Origin of the sequence: Mesonia sp. K7 (assembly GCF_003233725.1) — a bacterium.
Classification (GTDB): Bacteria; Bacteroidota; Bacteroidia; order Flavobacteriales; family Flavobacteriaceae; genus Mesonia.
In genome coordinates this window covers 58169-79380 of the sequence record NZ_QKQV01000009.1, presented here as the reverse complement: position 1 = coordinate 79380, position 21212 = coordinate 58169, and the positions used below count along the sequence as shown (strand labels likewise).

At 35.9% G+C, this 21212-nt stretch carries 24 protein-coding genes; 12 read left to right on the top strand and 12 right to left on the bottom strand.

Going from position 1 to position 21212, the window contains the following annotated elements; genetic code table 11:
- Nucleotides 1–6: 6 nt before the first annotated feature.
- The 3 genes from DNG35_RS07935 to aat all read left to right on the top strand — a co-directional run bounded on the left by DNG35_RS07935 (nt 7) and on the right by aat (nt 1592).
- Entirely contained in the window at nt 7–375 is a 369-nt protein-coding gene (locus DNG35_RS07935; RefSeq protein ID WP_111127622.1) for a DUF3127 domain-containing protein, read from the top strand.
- A 10-nt stretch (nt 376–385) separates the two neighbouring features.
- Nucleotides 386–757 (top strand): VOC family protein, encoded by a 372-nt coding sequence (locus DNG35_RS07930; protein ID WP_111127620.1) that lies wholly within the window; start codon nt 386–388, stop codon nt 755–757.
- A 199-nt stretch (nt 758–956) separates the two neighbouring features.
- Entirely contained in the window at nt 957–1592 is a 636-nt protein-coding gene (gene aat, locus DNG35_RS07925) for a leucyl/phenylalanyl-tRNA--protein transferase (protein WP_111127618.1), read from the top strand.
- On the opposite strand, the gene DNG35_RS07920 is transcribed toward aat, so the two are convergent.
- The 6 genes from DNG35_RS07920 to DNG35_RS07895 all read right to left on the bottom strand — a co-directional run bounded on the left by DNG35_RS07920 (nt 1587) and on the right by DNG35_RS07895 (nt 5696).
- The gene (locus tag DNG35_RS07920; RefSeq protein ID WP_111127616.1) at nt 1587–2285 is read right to left on the bottom strand and encodes a DUF2490 domain-containing protein; all 699 of its coding nucleotides are present in this window, start codon (nt 2283–2285) and stop codon (nt 1587–1589) included. The two genes, aat and DNG35_RS07920, sit on opposite strands and share 6 nt — an antisense overlap.
- 178 nt (nt 2286–2463) lie before the next feature.
- The gene (locus tag DNG35_RS07915; RefSeq protein WP_111127614.1) at nt 2464–3027 is read right to left on the bottom strand and encodes a DNA-3-methyladenine glycosylase I; all 564 of its coding nucleotides are present in this window, start codon (nt 3025–3027) and stop codon (nt 2464–2466) included.
- Nucleotides 3028–3031: 4 nt separating this feature from the next.
- Nucleotides 3032–3739, bottom strand: coding sequence for a tRNA pseudouridine(55) synthase TruB (gene truB, locus DNG35_RS07910; RefSeq protein WP_111127612.1), 708 nt, complete (start codon nt 3737–3739; stop codon nt 3032–3034).
- Nucleotides 3740–3749: 10 nt separating this feature from the next.
- Nucleotides 3750–4541 carry an undecaprenyl-diphosphate phosphatase gene (locus DNG35_RS07905; protein ID WP_111127611.1) on the bottom strand — a complete coding sequence of 264 codons (792 nt, stop codon included), beginning with the start codon at nt 4539–4541 and terminating at the stop codon, nt 3750–3752.
- Nucleotides 4542–4544: 3 nt separating this feature from the next.
- A complete protein-coding gene (locus DNG35_RS07900) occupies nt 4545–4808 on the bottom strand; it encodes a DUF3098 domain-containing protein (protein ID WP_111127610.1) in 264 nt (87 codons plus the stop codon).
- A 9-nt stretch (nt 4809–4817) separates the two neighbouring features.
- A complete protein-coding gene (locus DNG35_RS07895; protein WP_111127609.1) occupies nt 4818–5696 on the bottom strand; it encodes an ABC transporter permease in 879 nt (292 codons plus the stop codon).
- A 91-nt stretch (nt 5697–5787) separates the two neighbouring features.
- Between DNG35_RS07895 and DNG35_RS07890 the strand changes: the two genes are divergently transcribed.
- From DNG35_RS07890 to leuS, 3 genes are read left to right on the top strand one after another with little or no spacing between them, the layout of a single operon-like run.
- Nucleotides 5788–6669: a UbiA family prenyltransferase gene (locus DNG35_RS07890; protein ID WP_158524883.1), complete on the top strand. Its 882-nt coding sequence runs from the start codon at nt 5788–5790 to the stop codon at nt 6667–6669.
- Nucleotides 6670–6728: 59 nt separating this feature from the next.
- Nucleotides 6729–7400 (top strand): peroxiredoxin-like family protein, encoded by a 672-nt coding sequence (locus tag DNG35_RS07885; RefSeq protein WP_111127607.1) that lies wholly within the window; start codon nt 6729–6731, stop codon nt 7398–7400.
- Nucleotides 7401–7434: 34 nt separating this feature from the next.
- Nucleotides 7435–10251, top strand: a complete 2817-nt coding sequence (gene leuS, locus DNG35_RS07880; protein ID WP_111127606.1) for a leucine--tRNA ligase — start codon at nt 7435–7437, stop codon at nt 10249–10251.
- 142 nt (nt 10252–10393) lie between these two features.
- Here the strand turns inward: leuS and lysM are convergent, their stop codons facing one another.
- A complete protein-coding gene (gene lysM, locus DNG35_RS07875; RefSeq protein ID WP_111127605.1) occupies nt 10394–10855 on the bottom strand; it encodes a peptidoglycan-binding protein LysM in 462 nt (153 codons plus the stop codon).
- Between the two features lie 195 nt (nt 10856–11050).
- Between lysM and DNG35_RS07870 the strand changes: the two genes are divergently transcribed.
- Complete coding sequence (locus tag DNG35_RS07870) at nt 11051–11737, top strand: zinc metallopeptidase (protein WP_369908072.1); 687 nt, start codon at nt 11051–11053, stop codon at nt 11735–11737.
- Nucleotides 11738–11793: 56 nt separating this feature from the next.
- Here DNG35_RS07870 and DNG35_RS07865 read toward each other — a convergent pair whose 3' ends face one another.
- Together DNG35_RS07865 and DNG35_RS07860 are read right to left on the bottom strand one after the other, a co-directional pair.
- Nucleotides 11794–12495: a T9SS type A sorting domain-containing protein gene (locus DNG35_RS07865; RefSeq protein WP_111127604.1), complete on the bottom strand. Its 702-nt coding sequence runs from the start codon at nt 12493–12495 to the stop codon at nt 11794–11796.
- A gap of 58 nt (nt 12496–12553) precedes the next feature.
- Nucleotides 12554–13924, bottom strand: a complete 1371-nt coding sequence (locus tag DNG35_RS07860; protein ID WP_111127602.1) for a saccharopine dehydrogenase family protein — start codon at nt 13922–13924, stop codon at nt 12554–12556.
- A gap of 67 nt (nt 13925–13991) precedes the next feature.
- On the opposite strand from DNG35_RS07860, the gene DNG35_RS07855 reads away from it, so the two are divergent.
- Both DNG35_RS07855 and pckA read left to right on the top strand, forming a co-directional pair.
- Nucleotides 13992–14381: a DUF423 domain-containing protein gene (locus DNG35_RS07855; RefSeq protein ID WP_111127600.1), complete on the top strand. Its 390-nt coding sequence runs from the start codon at nt 13992–13994 to the stop codon at nt 14379–14381.
- Between the two features lie 72 nt (nt 14382–14453).
- Nucleotides 14454–16055, top strand: coding sequence for a phosphoenolpyruvate carboxykinase (ATP) (gene pckA, locus DNG35_RS07850; RefSeq protein ID WP_111127598.1), 1602 nt, complete (start codon nt 14454–14456; stop codon nt 16053–16055).
- A 70-nt stretch (nt 16056–16125) separates the two neighbouring features.
- On the opposite strand, the gene DNG35_RS07845 is transcribed toward pckA, so the two are convergent.
- Nucleotides 16126–16872, bottom strand: coding sequence for a uroporphyrinogen-III synthase (locus DNG35_RS07845; protein ID WP_111127596.1), 747 nt, complete (start codon nt 16870–16872; stop codon nt 16126–16128).
- A 25-nt stretch (nt 16873–16897) separates the two neighbouring features.
- Nucleotides 16898–17563 (bottom strand): DUF4271 domain-containing protein, encoded by a 666-nt coding sequence (locus tag DNG35_RS07840; RefSeq protein ID WP_111127594.1) that lies wholly within the window; start codon nt 17561–17563, stop codon nt 16898–16900.
- Between the two features lie 90 nt (nt 17564–17653).
- Between DNG35_RS07840 and DNG35_RS07835 the strand changes: the two genes are divergently transcribed.
- The 3 genes from DNG35_RS07835 to DNG35_RS07825 are packed head-to-tail and all read left to right on the top strand — an operon-like array spanning nt 17654 to nt 20177.
- Nucleotides 17654–18382 carry a polyprenol monophosphomannose synthase gene (locus tag DNG35_RS07835; protein ID WP_111127592.1) on the top strand — a complete coding sequence of 243 codons (729 nt, stop codon included), beginning with the start codon at nt 17654–17656 and terminating at the stop codon, nt 18380–18382.
- A complete protein-coding gene (locus tag DNG35_RS07830; protein ID WP_111127590.1) occupies nt 18379–19719 on the top strand; it encodes a dihydroorotase in 1341 nt (446 codons plus the stop codon). The genes DNG35_RS07835 and DNG35_RS07830 overlap by 4 nt, the downstream gene beginning before the upstream one ends.
- Nucleotides 19719–20177, top strand: a complete 459-nt coding sequence (locus DNG35_RS07825) for a DUF4296 domain-containing protein (RefSeq protein ID WP_111127588.1) — start codon at nt 19719–19721, stop codon at nt 20175–20177. The genes DNG35_RS07830 and DNG35_RS07825 overlap by 1 nt, the downstream gene beginning before the upstream one ends.
- Here DNG35_RS07825 and DNG35_RS07820 read toward each other — a convergent pair.
- Nucleotides 20130–21152, bottom strand: a complete 1023-nt coding sequence (locus DNG35_RS07820) for an NAD-dependent epimerase/dehydratase family protein (protein ID WP_158524882.1) — start codon at nt 21150–21152, stop codon at nt 20130–20132. The genes DNG35_RS07825 and DNG35_RS07820 overlap by 48 nt on opposite strands.
- Nucleotides 21153–21212: the final 60 nt, after the last annotated feature.

Below are 21212 nucleotides of genomic sequence, written 5' to 3'. Positions count from 1 at the left end.
AATTTTATGGAAATACAAGGTACAATAAAAATGATTGATGAGACTAAAACCTATGGTAACAACGGTTTTAGAAAAAGAGAAATGGTGGTGACCACACAAGAACAATATCCGCAACATATCTTAGTAGAATTTGTGCAAGACAAATGTGATTTGCTTAACAATTATCAGGTGGGACAACCTGTAAAAATAGGGGTTAACCTGCGTGGTAGAGAATGGATAAACCCTCAAGGCGAGACCAAATATTTCAACTCGATACAAGGTTGGAGAATCGAAAATTTACAAGCACAATCTGCTAACCAAAATATTCCACCGGTAGATGAGTTTGAGCCAACCAATGATTTCTCAGAAGACGAACACGACGATTTGCCATTCTAAAATTTAGCTGATGAAACTAGGAGCATTTTCTATGAGTTTGAACGTAAAAGACCTACAAGTATCTAAGGCTTTTTATGAAAAATTGGGTTTTACCGCTTTCGCTGGAACAGAAGAAATGAATTACCTCATTATGAAAAACGAAAATGCCATTATTGGGCTTTTTCAAGGGATGTTTGAAGGAAATATCCTCACTTTTAATCCGGGTTGGGACGAAAATGCTCAAAATATAGAAAACTTTGACGATGTACGTGAGATAGAGAAATCGTTAAAAAAAGACGGAATTAGTTTGGTGCAAGAAGTAAAAAAAGAGACCGAAGGTCCCGGAAGTTTGATTGTAAAAGATCCAGATGGGAACTTAATTTTAATCGATCAACACCGATAAAAAAATATTTCAATACAAGCGAAAATCCGACTCATTGAGTCGGATTTTCTTATTATTAACGTTAACCGATTGAAAAACAAATTCAATAAAAAAAGCAATGATGAACAAAATTTATCTCAAAAGGTCAATTCAAATATCGTTAATTTTTTGAAAACTAACAATCTAATTGTAAATTAAATTTTCTAAAAAAGCATAACTTTTGTATTTATTATCTGACAAAATAGAATTCCCAAGCGTTGAAAATGCTGATAAAATGGGAGTTTTGGCAATCGGAGGTGATTTGTCTGTAGAACGTTTACTGTTGGCTTATCGCTCAGGAATTTTTCCTTGGTTTAATGCAGACGAACCTATCATCTGGTGGAGTCCGAATCCGCGAATGGTACTTTTTCCTGAACGGCTCAAGGTGAGTAAAAGTATGCAAAAGTTATTTCGCGAAAGCGCTTTTACAGTTACCTATAATCAAAATTTTAGGGAGGTGATGACCCGATGTGGAGAAGTAAAGCGTAAGAATCAAGACGACACATGGATTACTCCAAAAATGATTGATGCTTATGCAAAATTACACCAAAAGGGTTATGTCACTTCTGTTGAGGTGTGGCAAGAAAGGAGTTTAGTAGGAGGTTTGTATGGGGTTTACCTTAAGGATAAAAAGGTGTTTTGTGGTGAAAGTATGTTTAGTGAAGTAAGCAATGCTTCGAAATATGGGTTTATTTCTTTGGTAAAGAAATTAGAAAAAGAAGGTGTACGCCTTATCGATTGCCAAGTTTATACAAATCATTTGGCAAGCTTGGGAGCTATAGAAATTTCGCGAAAGCAGTTTTTACAATACTTATAGTGAGAAACTTAAACCTGTGTTGAAATGAATTTCGGTATAAGGGTTTTGGGTGTAATTGCGATGACGGTATTCACCGGTAATGGTAAGTTTTGCATTGTTGAACACTTCAAAAGCAACTCCTGTGGTAAAGCGATGGCCAAAACTTGGTAATTCGTTTTTTCCAAACTCCCAAACCATCTCAGTATTTACCAAGTAAAAAATTTGTTTCTGATTGCTATTTTCTTCGATGGTTTTTAGTGGTAATTCGTAGCCAATTCGGTAACGTGATCTAAAAGTAATTTTTTCTCTAAAACGCTGAGCCAAACGCACTCTAAAGTTTAACCTACCTGTAGAAAGTGGTTTTATATGGCTGTATTGCTGGATAAAACGCATTTCTTCGTGCGCTTCTTCATCAAATATTTTCTGAAAACGATAGCGGAAGCCTCCTGCCAACTTTCCGTTTTCACCAATCTTTTTACTCGTGTAATGGTTAACTTCGATAAAGTTGCCAAGAAAAGTAGATTCTTCTTCGTCATAAATTGTATTACGGTGGTGAAGGCCAAATTGGTAACCCCAATCATTCTTACCTTTGAGCTTAAAAGAAACTTCCTCATTGGTAAAAATAGTGAGCTCTTCTTGTGCGCTAGAAAGCTGTGAAATAGCCACTACAAATAGTAAAATCAACCCGACTCTTATGTTAAGAAAACTTTTCATGAAGGTTACCAACTTTATGGTTCTGTAAAAATTTCGGCAAAAATAGACACAAAAAGGACGCAAACATTATTTTTTGGTTACGATATTATTGCCTAAAGGTTAATTTAATGTTAAGCGGTTTGTGAAATTGAGGTAGAAATCTAACATGAAACCTTCAACTTTTCTACTTTTAACTTATTTATACTTCGTTGTAACGAAAACAAGAGATTTCGTGATCGTTTACCATTCCAGTAGCTTGCATATGGGCGTAGATAACCGTAGAGCCTACAAATTTAAAGCCTCGCTTTTTTAAGTCTTTACTCAATTGATCGCTAATGGCAGTTGTCGCCGGAGCTTCTTTATAGTTCTTTACCTTGTTTTTGATAGGTTTACCTTTTACAAAACTCCAGATGTATTTGCTAAAAGATCCAAACTCTTTTTGTAGTTGTATAAAAGCTTGCGCATTGGTAATGGAAGCTCTTATTTTAAGTTGGTTACGTATAATTCCTTCATTTTGCAATAATTCTTGAACCTTATCCTCATCATATTGGGCAATTTTATGATAGTCGAAATCATCAAAAGCTTGGCGAAAGTTTTCTCGCTTTCGCAGAATGGTAATCCAACTTAAACCTGCTTGAAAGATTTCTAGAATAAGAAATTCGAAAAGGGTAGCATCGTCATAAACAGGAACGCCCCATTCGGTATCATGATAGGCTTCGTAAAGCGCATCGCCTTCACACCAGCCGCAACGTTTTTTAGTCATTTTGTTATGGGTTTTGAGGTAAACAAGATATAAAATCTTCGATACTGAAAGCATTTTTTACATCAAAATCTCCAATTTTTGTACGTCGTAAAGCCGAAAGGTGAGCTCCAGAATTAACAGCTTTTCCAAAATCGTGGGCTAAACTTCTAATGTAAGTTCCTTTACTGCAATTAACTTTAAAATCTACTTTTGGGATTTCAATTTGCGTTAGCTGAAAATTAGAAATATGTATTTTTCGGGCAGTTATTTCTACTTCCTTGCCTTTTCGAGCGTACTCGTACAAACGTTTACCGTCTTTCTTTAAAGCCGAAAAAACTGGTGGTAGTTGATTAATTTTTCCAATAAATTGTTGTGTGGTTTCCTGCAAAAGTTTTTCTGTAAGGTGTGCTGTTGGAAAAGTTTGATCGATTTCGGTTTCGAGATCGTAAGAAGGTGTGGTTGCCCCAAATGTAAAAGTGCCCGTATATTCCTTTTCTTGCCCTTGTAGTTCTTGGATTTTCTTTGTGAATTTTCCAGTACAAATGATTAATAATCCAGAAGCAAGCGGATCTAAAGTTCCGGCGTGACCTACTTTTATTTTTTTGATACCACAGCTCTTTCTAATGAGCCAACGTACTTTATTGACCAACTGAAAAGACGTCCATTCTAGAGGTTTGTCGAACAATAGAATTTGTCCGTTTTTAAAATCTTCTGCGGTAAATTGTTTTTTCAAAAGAGAAATTTTAGAAGTTACTTACCACAATCGCAATAATACCGACGATCAAACAATAAACTGCAAAGTAAGTGAGCTTGCTTTTACGAACGAGTTTAATCATCCATTGGCAAGCCACAAGACCTGCGACAAAAGCGGCAATAAAACCAACAATGAGGATTGTGGAGTTGCTCCCTTCGAGCGTTAAATCACCACTGAGCATATCTTTAGCTACTTTTCCTAAAATAAGTGGCACAACCATCAAAAAGGAAAAACGAGCGGCTTTAGATTTGTCATTTCCCAATAAAACCGAAGTCGAAATAGTTGCCCCGCTTCGCGAAATACCAGGTAACATGGCAATGGCTTGTGATATGCCAATGACAAAAGCGTTGCTGTAGCTTACAGGCTTTTCGGTATTTTTTGCTTTATCGGCCAACCAAAGTAAAACAGCAGTTACAATAAGCATAAATCCTACAAACATCACATTTCCACCAAAAAAAGCTTCTAGTTCTTCTTCAAACAAAAGTCCGATAACGGCTGCGGGAATCATCGAAATGGCAATTTTGGTAGCAAATTGTGTTTCTTCATTCCACTGGAATTTGAAAATGCCTTTAAAGATTTCAATAATATCTTTTCTGAAAATGACGATGGTGCTTAAAGCTGTCGCAAAATGCATGACCACGGTAAACAAAAGTGATTCTTCTGGGATGCTATTATCGCCAAGAATAGCTTTTCCTAATTCGAGATGACCGCTAGAAGAAACAGGCAAAAATTCGGTTAAACCTTGAATAATACCCAAGAGAAGAGCGTCTAAAACGTCCATGGATTATTTTTTAGGATTGAGTAAGATGGCATAAACTTCGATGCCAAAACCGAGCAGCACCAAGGTTGGAGCTAGTCGAATGCGTCGCCAACTAAAAATTTCGGGATTGAAAACATTGGGGTCATCACTTCCGCCACCAGCCATGAGGATAAAGCCTAAAGCGATTACTGCTAACCCGATTAACATCACTTGGTAGTTTTTCTTTTCAAAGACAAACTCGTGTGTTGCTTTCTGTTTTTTTTCTTCTCGTCTTTTTTGTTCTCCCATTGATCTGATTTAATAATAGAGTTCGTCAGTTTGCAAATTTAAGAAACGTTGTGTGGCAAAGAAAGTGCTGAACCAAGAAATGAGAATTCCTAAGATAAAAACACCTGCAAATAAACCAACGAGTAAAACTTTGTCTTCGAGTAGTTGCAATTCTTGAAAATTTTTGTCGAGGTAATATAAAATGATAGCCATACCAATTAAAGCTAAGATAGAGCCAATAATTCCCAATCGAATGCTTTTCCAGATAAAAGGTTTACGAATAAAGCTTTTGGTAGCACCTACCATTTGCATGGTTTTGATGGTAAATCGTTTGGCATAGACCGAAAGTCTTATCGAACTATTAATGAGTAAAACAGCAATAAAAGTAAATATTCCGCTAAGTATAAGGATCCAAAAGCTTATTTTTTTTACGTTGTCGTTAAGCAAGGCAATGAGCGGCTTGTCGTAAACCACTTCTTCTACAAAATCTTTGTTGGTAAGCTCTTGTGATATTTCGGCAATTTTTTCTTCCGAAACATAATCGGCATTAAAATAAACATCTATCGAGTTTTGTAACGGGTTGTAGCCCAAAAATTCCATAAAGTTTTCACCTATTTCTTCGCTGTGCTGTTCGGCAGCTTCTTCTTTAGAAATGTATTGAGTAGATTTGGTGTATTCAGCTAACGCGAGGCTTTTCTCCAGCTGTTTTACCTCTACTTCTTTTGCTGTGTCTTTTAAATAGATAGTTAAAGCGATTTGTTCTTTAAAATGGTCGGCTACTTTTTTGGTGTTTAAAACCAGTAAACCCAACAGACCCAATAGGAACAATACCAAAGAAATACTTATCACTACTGAAAAATAAGACGAAATCAAACGTCTCTTTTGATACTTTTCATAAGAAGAACTCATAGATAGATTAAGTTTTTGTAAAAATAATAAAGTAATTGAAACTCTAAGTGAAAACGTTTAAACTTTTGATATTCTTATATCAACTTTATTTTTGATTACTTTTTACCGCAAATTGTTACAAGATTTAAAAATATCACGTCCGGGTTTATGGTTTCCAACTATATGGATTTACCTCGTTCCTTTTGCTTTACAAGATGATTTTTGGAAAAATTGGGTGTTTTGGTTAGGTCTTTTTTTTGTGACTTTTCCTCTAAATTATTTGGTTTACGGACTTAATGATTACAATGATTATTATTCGGACAGTGTCAACCAACGTAAGGGAAACTACTTATTTGGAGCAAAATCTTCTCAAAACCAATTAGCATCTGTACCGAAGAAAGTTATTTTAATCATTTTACCCTTTGTAGCTTTATTTACTTTCTTATCAGGTATTGAAATGTTTCTTTTATTGTTTTTTATGATAATTGTCAATGTGGTTTATAATTTTAAACCTTTTAGAATTAAAGAAAGACCACCTTTAGAAATCCTAATACAAATAGGGTATGTGATTACAGCAATTTTTAGTGTAAAGCTCAATAATCTGCCAGAACTTCCTTGGCAAACTTTTGTCTATCTATCTTTATTTGCTTTCCAAGCTCATATTGCTGGTGAAATTATGGATATTGAACCAGATAAGCAATCGGGAAAGAAAACTACGGCTACGATTTTAGGTCGGAAAAAAACTAAAATCCTGATGTTTCTTCTTTTAGTTATAGAGTCTTTTTTACTTTTTTATTGGTTTCAAGATATTGTGTTATCTACTTTTTTGGGAATATTTTCTGTTTGGTTACTGCTCGATGTACTTTTCTTTTTTAAAGATAAATCCTATACGTTGTCTCAAATGAAATTTTTTGGTTACGCCATCAACCTTTCTGCAATCTTATCGATGATTTGGGTCTTGTATTCGGGTAAAATCCTTCAGCCTGTTTTTTGAGGCTACAGCTTTTCTAATCTTAGAATTAAGTATAAATTTGTAGCCTTAAAAGAAACAAGATGAATTATAAAAGTTTTTTAATAGCTGCGCTTGCTGTTTTTGTATTGATTTCCTGTAAAGGTGATAAAAAAACAAACGATGAAAACTCGTTAGAAGAAGAGGTTGTCGCAGACCTTACCCAATATGGTATTTCGGAAAACTCAAATCCAAAAGGATTAGAAGTAGGGGAAACGGTTCCTGCGGTAGAGTTTTCGCTCAACCAAGAAGAACGAACCTTAGAAGAACTCTATCAAGAAAGTCCCTTGGTAGTTATTTTCTACAGAGGTTATTGGTGTCCGGCTTGTAACCAGCATTTGGCAACTTTCGAAAAAGAATTGGAAAGTTTAAAAGAAGCCGATGTAAGCTTATTGGCAATCACTCCAGAAAGTGAAGAAAATATCGAAAAAACCAAAGAACTTTCAAAAGCAACTTTTCCAATCGTTTCCGATAGAGATGGTGTGATTATGGATGCTTTTGATGTTTCTTTTGAAGTAACCGAAGATTACCAAGAAAAACTCAACCAAGGAACACAAAGTTCATTAATAGAGATCAACGCAAATAATGAAGCTCGTTTACCTATTCCGGCAACATTTGTTATCAACCAAGAAGGAAAAATTATTTATAAACACTTCGATCCAGATTATAAAAATAGAGCATCAATAAAAGAAATTTTAGAAAGTATAAAACAATAGTTTTTATTGCTTTTTAGAATAAGAGATCCATTTTATGCAATACAATTTTAAAGAAATAGAAGCCAAGTGGCAACAATATTGGGCAAAAAACCAAACCTTTAAAGCTTCTAATCACAGCGATAAACAAAAATTTTACGTGTTAGATATGTTTCCGTATCCATCGGGAGCAGGTTTACATGTTGGTCATCCGCTGGGTTATATCGCTAGTGATATTTATGCCCGTTTTAAAAGACATCAAGGCTTTAATGTATTGCATCCGCAGGGTTACGACAGTTTTGGTTTGCCGGCAGAGCAATATGCAATTCAGACAGGGCAACACCCGGCGATTACAACCAAAACTAATATCGCACGTTACCGCGAACAGTTAGATAAAATGGGGTTTAGTTTTGATTGGAGTCGTGAAGTACGTACCAGCGACCCAAATTATTACAGATGGACACAGTGGATTTTCATCCAGCTTTTTGAATCGTATTACTGTAACGACGCACAACAAGCTAGGCCAATTGCCGAGTTAGAAGAAGTATTTGCTAAAGAAGGAAATGCCAACATCAATGCGGTTTGTGATGAAGATGTCGTGTCTTTTTCGGGAGAAGACTGGAAAAACTATGCTGATAAGGAAAAGCAAGCTATTTTACTAAAATACCGTTTGACCTATTTGGCAGAAACCGAAGTCAATTGGTGCCCACAATTGGGTACCGTATTGGCAAACGACGAGATTGTTAACGGTGTTTCAGAGCGTGGTGGCTACCCTGTGATTCGTAAAAAGATGAAACAATGGAGTATGCGTATTTCAGCTTACGCGGAAAGATTGTTGCAAGGTTTAGATGCTATCGATTGGACAGAAAGTCTTAAAGAAAGCCAACGCAACTGGATTGGTAAATCGGTGGGAGCAGAAGTTGAGTTTAGAGTTCAGAATTCAGAATTCAGAGTTCAGGTGTTTACCACTCGACCAGACACCATTTTCGGAGCAACTTTTATGACGTTAGCTCCCGAACATGACTTGGTTTTAAAGATAACCACCCCAGATCAAAAAGAAGCGGTGGAAGCTTATATCGAAAAAACATCCAAGCGTAGCGAACGCGACCGTATGGCAGATGTCAAGACCATTTCAGGAGTATTTACAGGTGCTTATGCCGAACATCCGTTTACCAAAGAACCTGTCCCAATTTGGATAGGCGATTACGTCTTGGCAAGCTACGGAACCGGTGCTGTGATGGCAGTTCCTTGTGGAGACCAACGGGATTACGATTTTGCCAAACATTACAATATTCCTATCAAAAATATTTTTAAGGACATCGATATTTCAGAAAACGCTTACGCGGAAAAGGATTGTGTGATCGACAATTCCGATTTTCTGAATGATTTACCCTATAAAAAAGCGACCAAAAGAGCCATTTTTGAGTTAGAAAAACTCGGTCAAGGCAAAGGAAAAACCAATTACCGTTTACGCGATGCCGTTTTTAGTCGTCAGCGTTATTGGGGCGAACCATTTCCGGTCTATTACAAAGACGGAATGCCACAGATGATTGATGAAAAGCATTTGCCTATACAACTTCCCGAAGTAGAAAAATATTTACCCACCGAAGAAGGTGAACCGCCATTGGGTCGAGCTGATGTTTGGGCTTGGGATACCGAAAAGAATGAAGTGGTGAGTAATGATTTGATAGATGAAGAAAGGGTTTTTCCATTAGAGTTAAATACCATGCCTGGTTGGGCTGGAAGTTCTTGGTACTTTTTCCGATATATGGAGGACAGTATTCGCGATGAGGTTTTTGCTTCGCAAGAAGCACTCGATTATTGGCAAAACGTAGATTTATATATTGGAGGTAGCGAACATGCAACCGGACATTTACTCTACGCCCGTTTTTGGACGAAGTTCTTAAAAGACAGAAACCTTGTGCCTATAGAAGAGCCTTTTAAAAAGCTCATCAACCAAGGGATGATTTTAGGGGAAAGTGCGTTTGTTTATCGTATAAAAGGCGAAAACAGGTTTGTTTCAAAAGATTTGATAGGAGAAGGAAAAGTGCAGCCAATTCATACTGATGTTTCCTTTGTAAACTTGTCAAATGAGTTGGATGTAGAAGCTTTTAAACATTGGCGACCAGAATTTAAAGAGGCAGAATTCTTACTCAACGAAAACGGAAAGTACATCGTTGGACGTGAAGTAGAAAAAATGTCTAAATCAAAATACAACGTGGTTAACCCTGATGATATTTGTGAGGACTTTGGTGCCGACACTTTGCGTATGTACGAAATGTTTTTGGGACCGTTAGAACAAGCTAAACCTTGGAACACCGCAGGAATCACAGGTGTACATAACTTTATAAAAAAACTCTGGAAGTTGTATCATAGTAATGATGCTCTCGTAGTAAGCGAAGAAAAAACATCAAAAGAATCGTTAAAAACCCTACATAAGACCATCAAAAAAGTAACGGAAGATATCGAGAACTTTAGTTTTAATACCTCGGTTTCTACGTTTATGATTTGTGTAAATGAGCTCACTGCCCAAAAATGTACTTCACGGGAAGTGTTAGAGCCTTTGGCTGTGCTGATTGCGCCTTATGCGCCGCATATCGCCGAAGAGTTGTGGCAAAAAATGGGGCATCAAGAAAGTATTTCGAGGGTAGCTTACCCGAAGTTCGATGAAAAGCATTTGGTAGAGAGTAATAAAAATTACCCAATTTCCTTTAACGGAAAAATGCGTTTTACGCTTGATTTACCACTCGATTTATCTAAAGAAGAGATCGAAAAAGCGGTCATGCAAGACGAACGAACTCAAAAGCAATTAGAGGGTAGAACACCTAAAAAAGTGATTGTAGTCCCGGGTAAAATTGTAAATATTGTAGGGTAATTACGCATTGTCACTGCAAGAAGTGAAATGACGAAGCAGTTTTATTGTCTTGTCGCTTTTATCTATAGAATTTGTTGTGATTAATACTTAAAACAAAAAACCCGAGGAACTTCCTCGGGTTTCTCTTTCATAGCAATATGTTTTATCCTTTTAGATGAGGAATTCTCAATACTTGACCAGGATAAATTTTATCCGGATCGGTAAGCATAGGTTTATTGGCTTCAAAAATCACAGGATATTTCATCGCGTCACCGTATACCTCTTTAGAAATTTTACTTAGAGTGTCACCACTTTTTACGGTGTGAAATCTTGCTTGTGGTACAGTTTCTTGAACCTCAACAGATAAATTATCTTGTACTTGCGCAATTCCGTTGGTGTTTCCTACTACCAAAACCACTTTTTCTTTGGTAGCTTGGTCTTTTGCAACGCCACTTACGGTTGCTACATCGTCGTTTATATCAATATTCAAATCTCTCACTTGTAGGTTTAAACTAGAAATCGTCGTACGTAAACTGCTAATCGCTTCAGCTTTTTCTTCTTCAGAAGTTTTTCCGATACCAAAAATTTTTGCTCCCGCGTCTTTAATAAATGAAAATAATCCCATAATAAATCTTTGTTTTTAATGTTAAGAACCTAAAATTACATGATTATTTTACTATTTCTGATAATAAAAATGTAAAATCTTGTTAAGTTTTTGGTAATAAATTGCCTTGAAATAAAATCTCTTACTGACAAAATTGCATTCGTAAAAAGTGGCGATATTTTTGATATCTTTACCAAAACAATTAAACAAATAAAGATGTATTATATATTAGTTGGTGTCATTATGCTGGTTAGTTGGTTTGTGAGTTACAAGCTAAAATCAAAATTTAAACATTACTCAAAAGTACAATTACAAAACGGATTGAGCGGTGCAGAAATCGCTCAAAAAATGCTTTCTGATAACGGGATTCACGATGTAAAAGTGATTTCAACACCAGGAATGTTGACCGATCATTACAACCCGAGCAAAAAGACAGTAAACTTAAGTGAGGGTGTTTATTCACAAAGAAATGCAGCTGCGGCAGCAGTAGCGGCTCACGAATGTGGCCACGCCGTGCAACACGCCAAAGCATACAATTGGTTGCAAATGCGAACCAATTTAGTGCCTTTGGTAAGTATAGCTTCAAAATTTAGCCAATGGGTGATTTTTGGCGGAATCATACTTTATACGATGGTTGGCGCTGGAGTTGGGCAAACCGTTTTACTTATCGGTATCATTATGTTTGGTTTAGGAACACTGTTTAGTTTTGTGACTTTGCCGGTAGAGTATGATGCTAGTAATCGCGCGCTTGCTTGGTTAAAAAACAACAATATGGTAACAGCAGAGGAGTATAAAGGTGCTGAGGATTCACTCAAATGGGCCGCGAGAACTTATGTGGTTGCAGCACTTGGTTCGTTAGCTACCTTACTCTACTTTTTAAGTATTTTCTTAAGTAGAGACTAAAATAATTTTACTTTCGTGGAATAAAAAAGCCTTCGGAAAACGAAGGCTTCTTGTTTTTATTTTTTTATAATTTTCTTGACTGTTGTTCCTATTTCTGTTTGAATTTCAGCAAAATAGATTCCAGAATTGAATTCAGAAATAATATAGGAAATATCATCTGAAAAGGTTTTAATCAGTTTTCCTTGTAGGCTATATAAGTTAACCTTTTGAATTTGATGATTGTCAGCTGTAATGCTAAACTCGTTCTGTGTTGGGTTTGGGTAAATAGAGATATTTTTTATAACTAAATTACCTGTTGAAAGTGGTTTGTTGGTGTAATACGCTTTGTCACCATTTTTATTTGTGATGGTAAGTTCATATTCATTGTTTATATTGTCAACTAGAGTAGCTTGATAATCTAACTCAACGAGAACTTGATTTAATAAGTCATTAGTAAGAATAATTGTGTCTGGATAGTAGTCTGTAAAGGGTAAATATTGACAGCTAAATGCAAGTGTTGCATACCCGTATTTGATATGAATTTTAGAATTATCGATAAATTCTATTTCGCCGCTAACATTATAATCACAAACACCCATTACTATATACCCGCCAATAAAATTTAAAAAACTATGAGCAATAGAATTGTCCGGTAAATAATCTACATTATTTATCGTAACTTTAGTTGCAACCCAGTTTTCTTGTACAAGTGGACCTACTTGAGCATTTACAGAAAAATTAAACCATAAAAAAGTGAAAAGGAGTAATGCTTTTTTCATAATTCAGAAAATTTAGCTTTATAAAAATACACAAAATTTCTGAAAATCATAAATTTACTCAGCCCACTACATTATCGATATTATAACCTAGATATTTCATCTCTTTTTCTTTAAAGATAACCCCATAGGTTTCAAGTTCTTTTAAAATAGGTTCGTAGACAGCTTGATCGATAGGTCGTAAAACACCCGAAGTGGTGATTTCTCTATTCAGGATCTTCAGTGCAGCAATTGCTACTGGTAAACCTACCGTTTTTGCCATGGCAGTATAGGTTTGGTTTTCGCCTTCGAGTACCATCGTAGAATCTATCTGCTTTTTCTCACCGTTGAGTTCATACCCAAATTTATGGTACATCACAATCATATCTTTATCATCTGGCGAAAGTGTCCATTTGTCTTCCAGTATTTTTTGTAAAGCTTGGGCAGGCGTAGCATTTTTGATCCCTATTTTTTTGTTGCGGTTAAAAATGTCAAGTTCTACGAGTTTTTCCCACATCAAATCGTCTTGGTCTATTTTAAGAGAATATCGGGTCTTTAACTCTACCGAATCGGTTGGTGAATAAGGTAAAAAGGCATTTACAAAATCACGGTAGCTCATCTCTTCCGAGTTTTCCATGTTGTAGGTGTCATCGGTCATTCCTAATTGCACAAACATATTCCAAGCTTTACTAAAACCTACTCTTCGTAGAGTCCCGCGGTAAAGTGTTTTGATGTTTTGCAAGCCGTAAACCTCTTGGTAAGCCAATGAATTTCGGTTGGCATAACCTTCAAATTTTCCGTAGCCTTCTACTTCCATAAACTCTGTTCTTCTAAAAAGACGATGGTAAGGAATATACTTAAACTGCCCTTCTTGAATAAACTCTGCAGCTCCACCTTGTCCTGCAACGACTACGTTTCTAGGGTTCCAGGTAAATTTGTAATTCCATAAATTATTGTCGCTTTCTGGTGCGACCAAACCGCCTGTAAAAGATTCAAACAAGAGCATTTTTCCGCCTTGAGCTCTAATGTTATCAATTACTTGCATCGCACTCATATGGTCGATACCTGGGTCGACACCAATTTCGTTCATAAAAACCAAGTTGTTGGCCTTTACTTGCTCGTCAAGTGCTTCCATTTCTTTGCTGATGTATGAAGCTGTGACCAGATTTTTATTGAAAACAATACAATCTTTGGCAACTTCTATATGAAATCTCGCCGGGAGCATCGAAATGACGATATCAGCCTCTTGAAGCCTCTCTTGGCGTTGGGTTTTGTCAAAGATATCTAATTTTATAGCTTGGGTTTTGGGGTGATTATTGACGAACTTTTGAGCATTTTCTAGTGAAATATCACCAATGGTGAGCTTTAAGTTTTCGCTTTCAGATTTTTCTTGTAAGTATTTTATTAAGGCCGAAGAAGACTTCCCGCAGCCAATGATTAGGATGTTTCGCATAGATAATTTTACGTACTTTTGTTAGTTGTTACTTCAAAGTAAACCATTAATTTTTGAATAAAAAAATATGAGTAAAAAACTATTGCTTTTAGGAAGTATTTTAGGTTTAACAGCAGTTATTTTAGGAGCATTTGCAAGCCACGGTTTAGAAAAACATATTTCACAAGAGGCGATACAAACTTTTGAAGTTGGCGTAAGGTATCAATTCTATCATGCTTTTTTAGCCTTGTTTTGTGGAATGTTTTCAAGGCTTTCCGCGAAAGCTAAAAATGTGATTTTCTACTTTATTCTCATAGGAATTGTGCTTTTTTCTGGCTCAATTTACGGCTTGGCAACCAATAGCTTGTCGAGCTTCGACTTTACAACAATTGGCTTTATCACCCCTATTGGCGGAATGCTGCTTATTATGGTGTGGTTATGGCTAATAATTAGTTTATTAAAAATAAAAAGTGAATAAAAAACAGCGCTAAAATTATATATATAGTGTATAATTTCTATTTTTGTTAGATAATCACAACAAATAAAAAACATGTTGGAAAAAAATAAAACTATTCATAAAGTTTCTTTAGAAAAGTACGGGATTAATGATGCGAAGGTGAGATACCAACTATCTCCAGAAGAATTGCATAACATCACTATAGAAAAAGGCCAAGGAGTTGAAGTAAACTCGGGTGCATTGGCAATCAATACAGGTGAATTTACAGGAAGATCACCGCAAGATCGTTTTATTGTAAAAGATGAAGTAACCGAAAATGAAGTTTGGTGGGGAAATATCAATATTCCTTTTGACTCAGAAAAATTTGATAAGCTTTACGATAAAGTAACTGCTTATTTGTCTAATAAAGAGGTTTTTGTGAGAGATGCTTACGCTTGCGCGGATCCAGCTTACAAACTCAATATTCGTGTGATTAACGAATACCCTTGGAGCAACATGTTTGCTTACAATATGTTTTTAAGGCCTACAGAAAGTGAACTTGAAAACTTTAAAGAAGACTGGATTGTGGTTAACGCTCCAGGTTTTATGGCAGACCCAGAAGTAGATGGAACGAGACAACACAATTTTGCAATTTTAAATTTTGGGAAGAAAATAGCCCTTATTGGCGGAACGGGTTATACGGGAGAAATCAAAAAAGGAATCTTCTCTGCGTTAAACTTTATCTTGCCGGTAGATAAAAATACACTTCCGATGCACTGTTCTGCAAATGTAGGAGAAGAAGGCGATACAGCTGTTTTCTTTGGTCTTTCGGGAACGGGAAAAACCACACTTTCGGCAGATCCAGAAAGAAAGTTAATTGGTGACGATGAACACGGTTGGACGGCAGAAAACAAAATCTTTAACTTCGAAGGAGGTTGCTACGCAAAAGTAATCAACCTTTCAGAAGAAAATGAGCCAGATATTTATAAAGCCATTAAGCCAGGCGCAATATTGGAGAATGTCATTATCAAAGATGGTGATGTAGATTTCGACGACACTACGATTACGCAAAATACAAGAGTAAGTTACCCAATTCATCATATAAACAACATCCAGCAGCCATCTATTGCTGCCAACCCTAAGAATATTTTCTTTTTAACAGCAGATGCATTTGGGGTTTTGCCTCCAATTAGCAAACTAACTCCGGGTCAAGCAGCTTACCATTTTATTAGTGGTTACACTGCAAAAGTAGCGGGAACAGAAGCAGGAATTACAGAGCCTGTACCAAGTTTCTCAGCTTGTTTTGGGGCGCCATTTATGCCGTTGCATCCAACACGCTATGCAGAAATGTTGAGCAAGAAAATGAAAGAAGCAGGGGTAAATGTTTGGTTGGTGAATACGGGTTGGACAGGTGGTCCTTATGGAGTTGGTAATCGCATGAAAATAAGATATACCCGTGAGATGATTTCTTCTGCCTTAGAAGGAGAGTTAGAAAACGTAGAGTATGAAACGCACCCAATTTTTGGTTTACAGATGCCAAAGGAATGCCTAAATGTACCTTCTGAAATTTTAAACCCAAGAAACACGTGGTCAGACAAAGCAGCTTACGACCAAAAAGCAAACCAGTTGGCAGGTTATTTCAAAAATAATTTCGATAAATTTAAGGAATATGCCAACGAAGAAATTTTAGAAAGCTGTCCAGGAAATAATTTATAGTTCTGGATTTAAGATAAGCAAAAAAGCCTGATTAAAAAATCAGGCTTTTTTTATAGGTAATTTTCAAAGATTATTTCTTGTTGTGTTCTTTGATGTATTTCTCTAACGCCATCGTCATTGAAGGGGTTTCTGGTGTTGGCGCTTGAATGTTTACTTCTAAACCGTGTTCTTTTGCAGCTTTAATGGTAGAGTTCCCAAAAACGGCAATTCGGGTATTGTTTTGTTTAAAATCCGGGAAATTTTCAAATAAAGATTTGATTCCGCTTGGACTAAAAAATACCACGACATCATAGAATACTTTTTCTAAATGTGACAAATCACTGATGACAGTTTTGTAAAAAATCCCTCTTGTCCAATCTACACCTACCTTGTCTAAATTTTTTGGGATTTCTGGTTTTAAAACATCAGAAGAAGGCAATAAAAACTTTTCGTCTTTGTACTTTTTAATTAAAGGAATAAGCTCAGGAAAAGTTCTCTTCCCTACATAGATTTTCCTTTTTCTATAGACGACATATTTTTGCAGGTAATAAGCAACAGCCTCACTTTGGCAAAAATACCTTAGCGTGTCTGGCACTTTGTAGCGCATTTCTTCTGCAATTCTAAAAAAGTGATCTACTGCATTTCTACTGGTAAGAACAATGGCAGTAAATTTAGATAAATCAATTTTTTGTTGTCTTACATCTTTAGAACTAGCTCCTTCAACATGTATAAACGGTATGAAATCAATTTTTACTTTTTGTTTTTCTTCTAATTCTGCGTAAGGAGAATTATCAACCTTTGGTTCTGGCTGCGAGATTAAAATTGTTTTCACTTTCATATAAGCTTGTTTTTTGAGATGAAATTTAGTTTTGTACCGTAATTATTTTATACAAAATAACATACGGTGCTATTTCAAGTGTGCAAAGGTACAAAATAAAATGAAACCAATACCTAAAAACAATCTCTTGATTTTTGGTATAGTGTTTTATGAGGATGTAAATATTTACAAAAGCATAAACAGAAATGGCAACAATTATCGTTGTTAAATTGACATTGAAAGTGTAGAAAAACAAAATCAGTATCGGCAAAAAACAAATCGTGATGAGGTTTTTGTAGGTGATTTTATGGAACAAATACTGATCGATCACTTTATCGGTATCAAAAATATTGGCAATTATTTTTTCAATAAAATATTTGATGCTTATCAGCAGATTTACCAAAATAAAAATCCTAAGAAAAAAAATAAACCTTGTGGTATTGGTCTGAACCATCTCAAGTTTTTCGGCCAAAAGGAAAATCCCGAGAGAAATAATGGTGGTGCTCACAACAAAAAGAATGGTCGTGAACTTATTGAAAACCTGAAAATTGCCCTGCTGTGTGGTAAAATATCTATTAGATACAAATAACTGCCGAAAACTGTAAAACTTTTCGGCGTACAGAAAGTTTGAAAGAGCAATAAGACTAAACAAAAATAGAAAGATAAGGGTAACCCAATCGTTGTTAATGATATTTCTTTCTATCAATTCCATATCAGATTTTTGGTAAAGGTAAAACTTAAATACAAGAAAAAGTAGGGATGTTCGTTGTAAAAAATACTTAAATTTGCTGAAATTTTTTTTATGCCCGAGCGGTTAGTCATTATTCCTACATTTAACGAAATCGAGAACATCGAGGCGATTATCCGTAAAATATTTTCACAAAAAATACATTGTGATATTTTGGTAGTCGACGATAACTCGCCAGACGAAACCGCAAAAAAAGTAGCAAGCTTGCAAGATGAATTTCAAAACCAATTACACTTGTTGGTAAGAAAACATAAATCGGGCATTGGTACAGCTTATATCAAGGGTTTTAAATGGGCGTTGGAGCGTGATTATCAATATATTTTTGAGATGGATGCTGACTTCTCACACAATCCTAAAGATATTGAGCGATTATACAATGCTTGCGTCAACCAAGATGCCAAAATGGCTATAGGTTCACGCTATATCAAAGGCGTAAATGTGGTCAATTGGCCCATGAGTCGTGTCTTGATGTCATATTTTGCGTCAAAATATGTGCGATTTATCACACAAATGCCCATTCAAGATACTACGGCAGGGTTTGTGTGTTATCATAGATCGGTTTTAGAATCGCTTAACTTAAACAAAATTCAATTTGTAGGCTATGCTTTTCAAATAGAAATGAAGTTTAAAGCACACTTACGTGGATTTAAAATTGTAGAAGTGCCTGTGATTTTTACAGACAGAACCAAAGGCGAATCAAAACTGAGCGGAAATATTATCTCCGAAGCGATTTTTGGAGTAATTAAAATGAAATTTAAAAGTTTATTTAGAAAAAGAATATGAGCAAGATTTTAATTAAAAATGCTAAGATAATTAACGAAGGAAATGTACAAGAAGGTGATATCTATATCGAAAACGATTTGATTGTAGATGTGGCAGACAGCATTAGCTTAAAATCTCACGACATCCAGATTTTAGATGCCGAAGGGCAATATGTGATGCCGGGTGTAATCGATGATCAAGTGCATTTTAGAGAACCGGGTTTAACCCATAAAGAAGACATCAGATCGGGCTCTCGTGCGGCAATCGCTGGCGGAATCACGTCGTTTATCGAAATGCCGAATACCAATCCGCAGACGACTACCATCGAGAAATTAGAAGAAAAATTCGCTATAGCGAAAGAGACCTCGTATGCCAATTATTCTTTTATGTTTGGTGGCACCAATGACAATTTAGAGGAAATCAAAAAAATAAACCCAAAAACTACGGCTGCCTTAAAGTTATTTCTCGGTTCATCCACGGGTAATATGTTGGTCGATAACGAGAAAGTTTTAGAAAACATATTTAAAGAATCACCTGTTTTAATTGCAGTGCATTGCGAAGACGAAACTACTGTTCGTCAAAATTTAGAAAAACACATCGAGGAGTTTGGAGAAGATATTCCTATCAAATACCACCCTGTGATTAGAAGTGAAGAAGCCTGTTATTTATCGTCGAGTAAAGCGGTTGCTTTGGCTAAAAAAACAGGGGCGAGATTACATGTTTTTCACTTAAGTACTGAAAAGGAATTGAGCCTATTCGACAGCAAAAAACCGCTAAAAGACAAAAAAATAACTGCTGAGGTTTGTATCCATCACCTTTGGTTTAACGATAAAATGTATGACAGCAAAGGAACTTTTATCAAATGGAATCCTGCAGTAAAAAAAGAGTCAGACCAAAAAGCTTTACTCAAAGCATTGATTGATAATAAAATAGATGTGATCGCTACCGATCACGCTCCGCACACATTAGAGGAAAAGAAAAATATGTACACCAAAGCTCCGAGTGGCGGACCATTGGTACAGCATGCATTACCAGCGATGTTAGAAATGTACCACAAAGGTTTGATTACGTTGCCTAAAATTGTTGAAAAAATGTGCCATAATCCAGCTATTTTATTCGAAATCGAAAAAAGAGGCTTTATCAGAAAGGGCTATAAAGCAGACTTGGTGATGGTTGATCTCAATTCACCCTGGAATGTGAAAAAAGAAAACCTCTTTTACAAATGTGGTTGGTCACCTTTCGAAGGGCAAACTTTCCGTTCGAGAGTAACGCACACGCTACTTAATGGAAAAGTGGTGTATAAGAATTTTAAATTCACGGAAGTACAAAATGCAGAACGATTAACTTTTGACCGCTAATGAAAAAGTTTGTTTATCTTGGTTTATTACTCATATTGAGCTGTCAGGACGTAAAGAAGGCTAAAAAACCTGATAACCTTATCCCTGAAGATAAAATGGTTGAAGTGTTGGTAGATATGCACAAACTTGATGCTTTAATAAGTGTGAATCGTGTGGCTTATGACTTGCGAAATGTAGAATCACACGAACTTATTTACCAAAAACACCAAATAGACAGTTTGCAGTTTGAACAAAGCAGCGATTATTATTCAGAAGATTTTAATACCAACGAGCGAATTTTTCAGCAAGTAAAAGATCGTTTAGAGGCAGAAAAAAAAGTAGTTGATAGTCTTCAGGAAATTGAACAAACTAAAAAACAGACCATAAAGGAAGAAAACCGAGAAAAAGAAGAAGATAGCACCAAAAAAGATTTAAAAGGAATTGGTTTGCTTAAAAAAATGAGCCGTCCTAAGAATTGATTTTTCTATCGGAATGAAATCGATTCCCAAAACCGTTTTTGCTTTTTCGTTGTTGTAAAACGACTGGCCAAAAGCCGATTTGATAGCACTTTTTTGTATTTGTTGCCGCGTTCCAAAAATTTTTCTACCCACATATTGTACCAACCAACCTATTTTTACCATCCAAGGTCGTATTACTTTCGTTGGAATAGGTTTGTTGAGATTGGTGGCGATTTGGGTAATCACTTCTTCAAAAGATAAATTCTCACTCACCAAAATAAACCGTTCGTTTTTGATATTACTATTCATCAGTTCTATCAAGGCGGTGACCACATCTTCTACAGCCACAAAGCCTGTCGTTAACGGAATGGTAAACTTCAAACCCTTATTTACTTTCGTGAAAATTTTACAACTGCCAACATCCCAATTTCCAGCGCCAATAATAACTCCGGGGTTTACAATTGCCACGTTCAAACCTTCTTGCGAAGCTCGCCAAACTTCCATCTCGGCACCAAATTTTGTGATGGCATAATTATCTGTCAAGCTGTTTTCGTCTCGAGCAGATTCTTCGGTAATCTGTTGGTTTTTTGGTGCACTTCCCAAAGCAGCAATCGAACTTACATGCACTAATTTTTCCACGGAAAATTTAAGTGCCATATTCACCACATTTGCCGTTCCTTCGATATTTATTTTACGAAGTTTCTGGTAGTTTTTTTCCGAGACATCGTAAGAAATATAACCCGCACAATGGTAAACGTGGGTTATATTTTTAAAAGCATTTTCTAATTCTGGAATGTCATTAATATCGCAAGAAACCCAATGTATAGTTTGCCAGTTTTCTTCGGTAAACCCATCAAAATAAGCAAATAAAAACTGTCTAACTTCTTCAATTTTAGCTGTATTACGAAAACCTGCCTTAAAAGCAATCTTACTTTTAGACAATTCGGCAATGAGATGTCTGCCGACCAAACCTGTTGCTCCGGTTACTAAAATCACAGGGTAAATATAAATAAAACTATACCTAAAAAAATGGAGATTACTATATCTTTGCGTTTT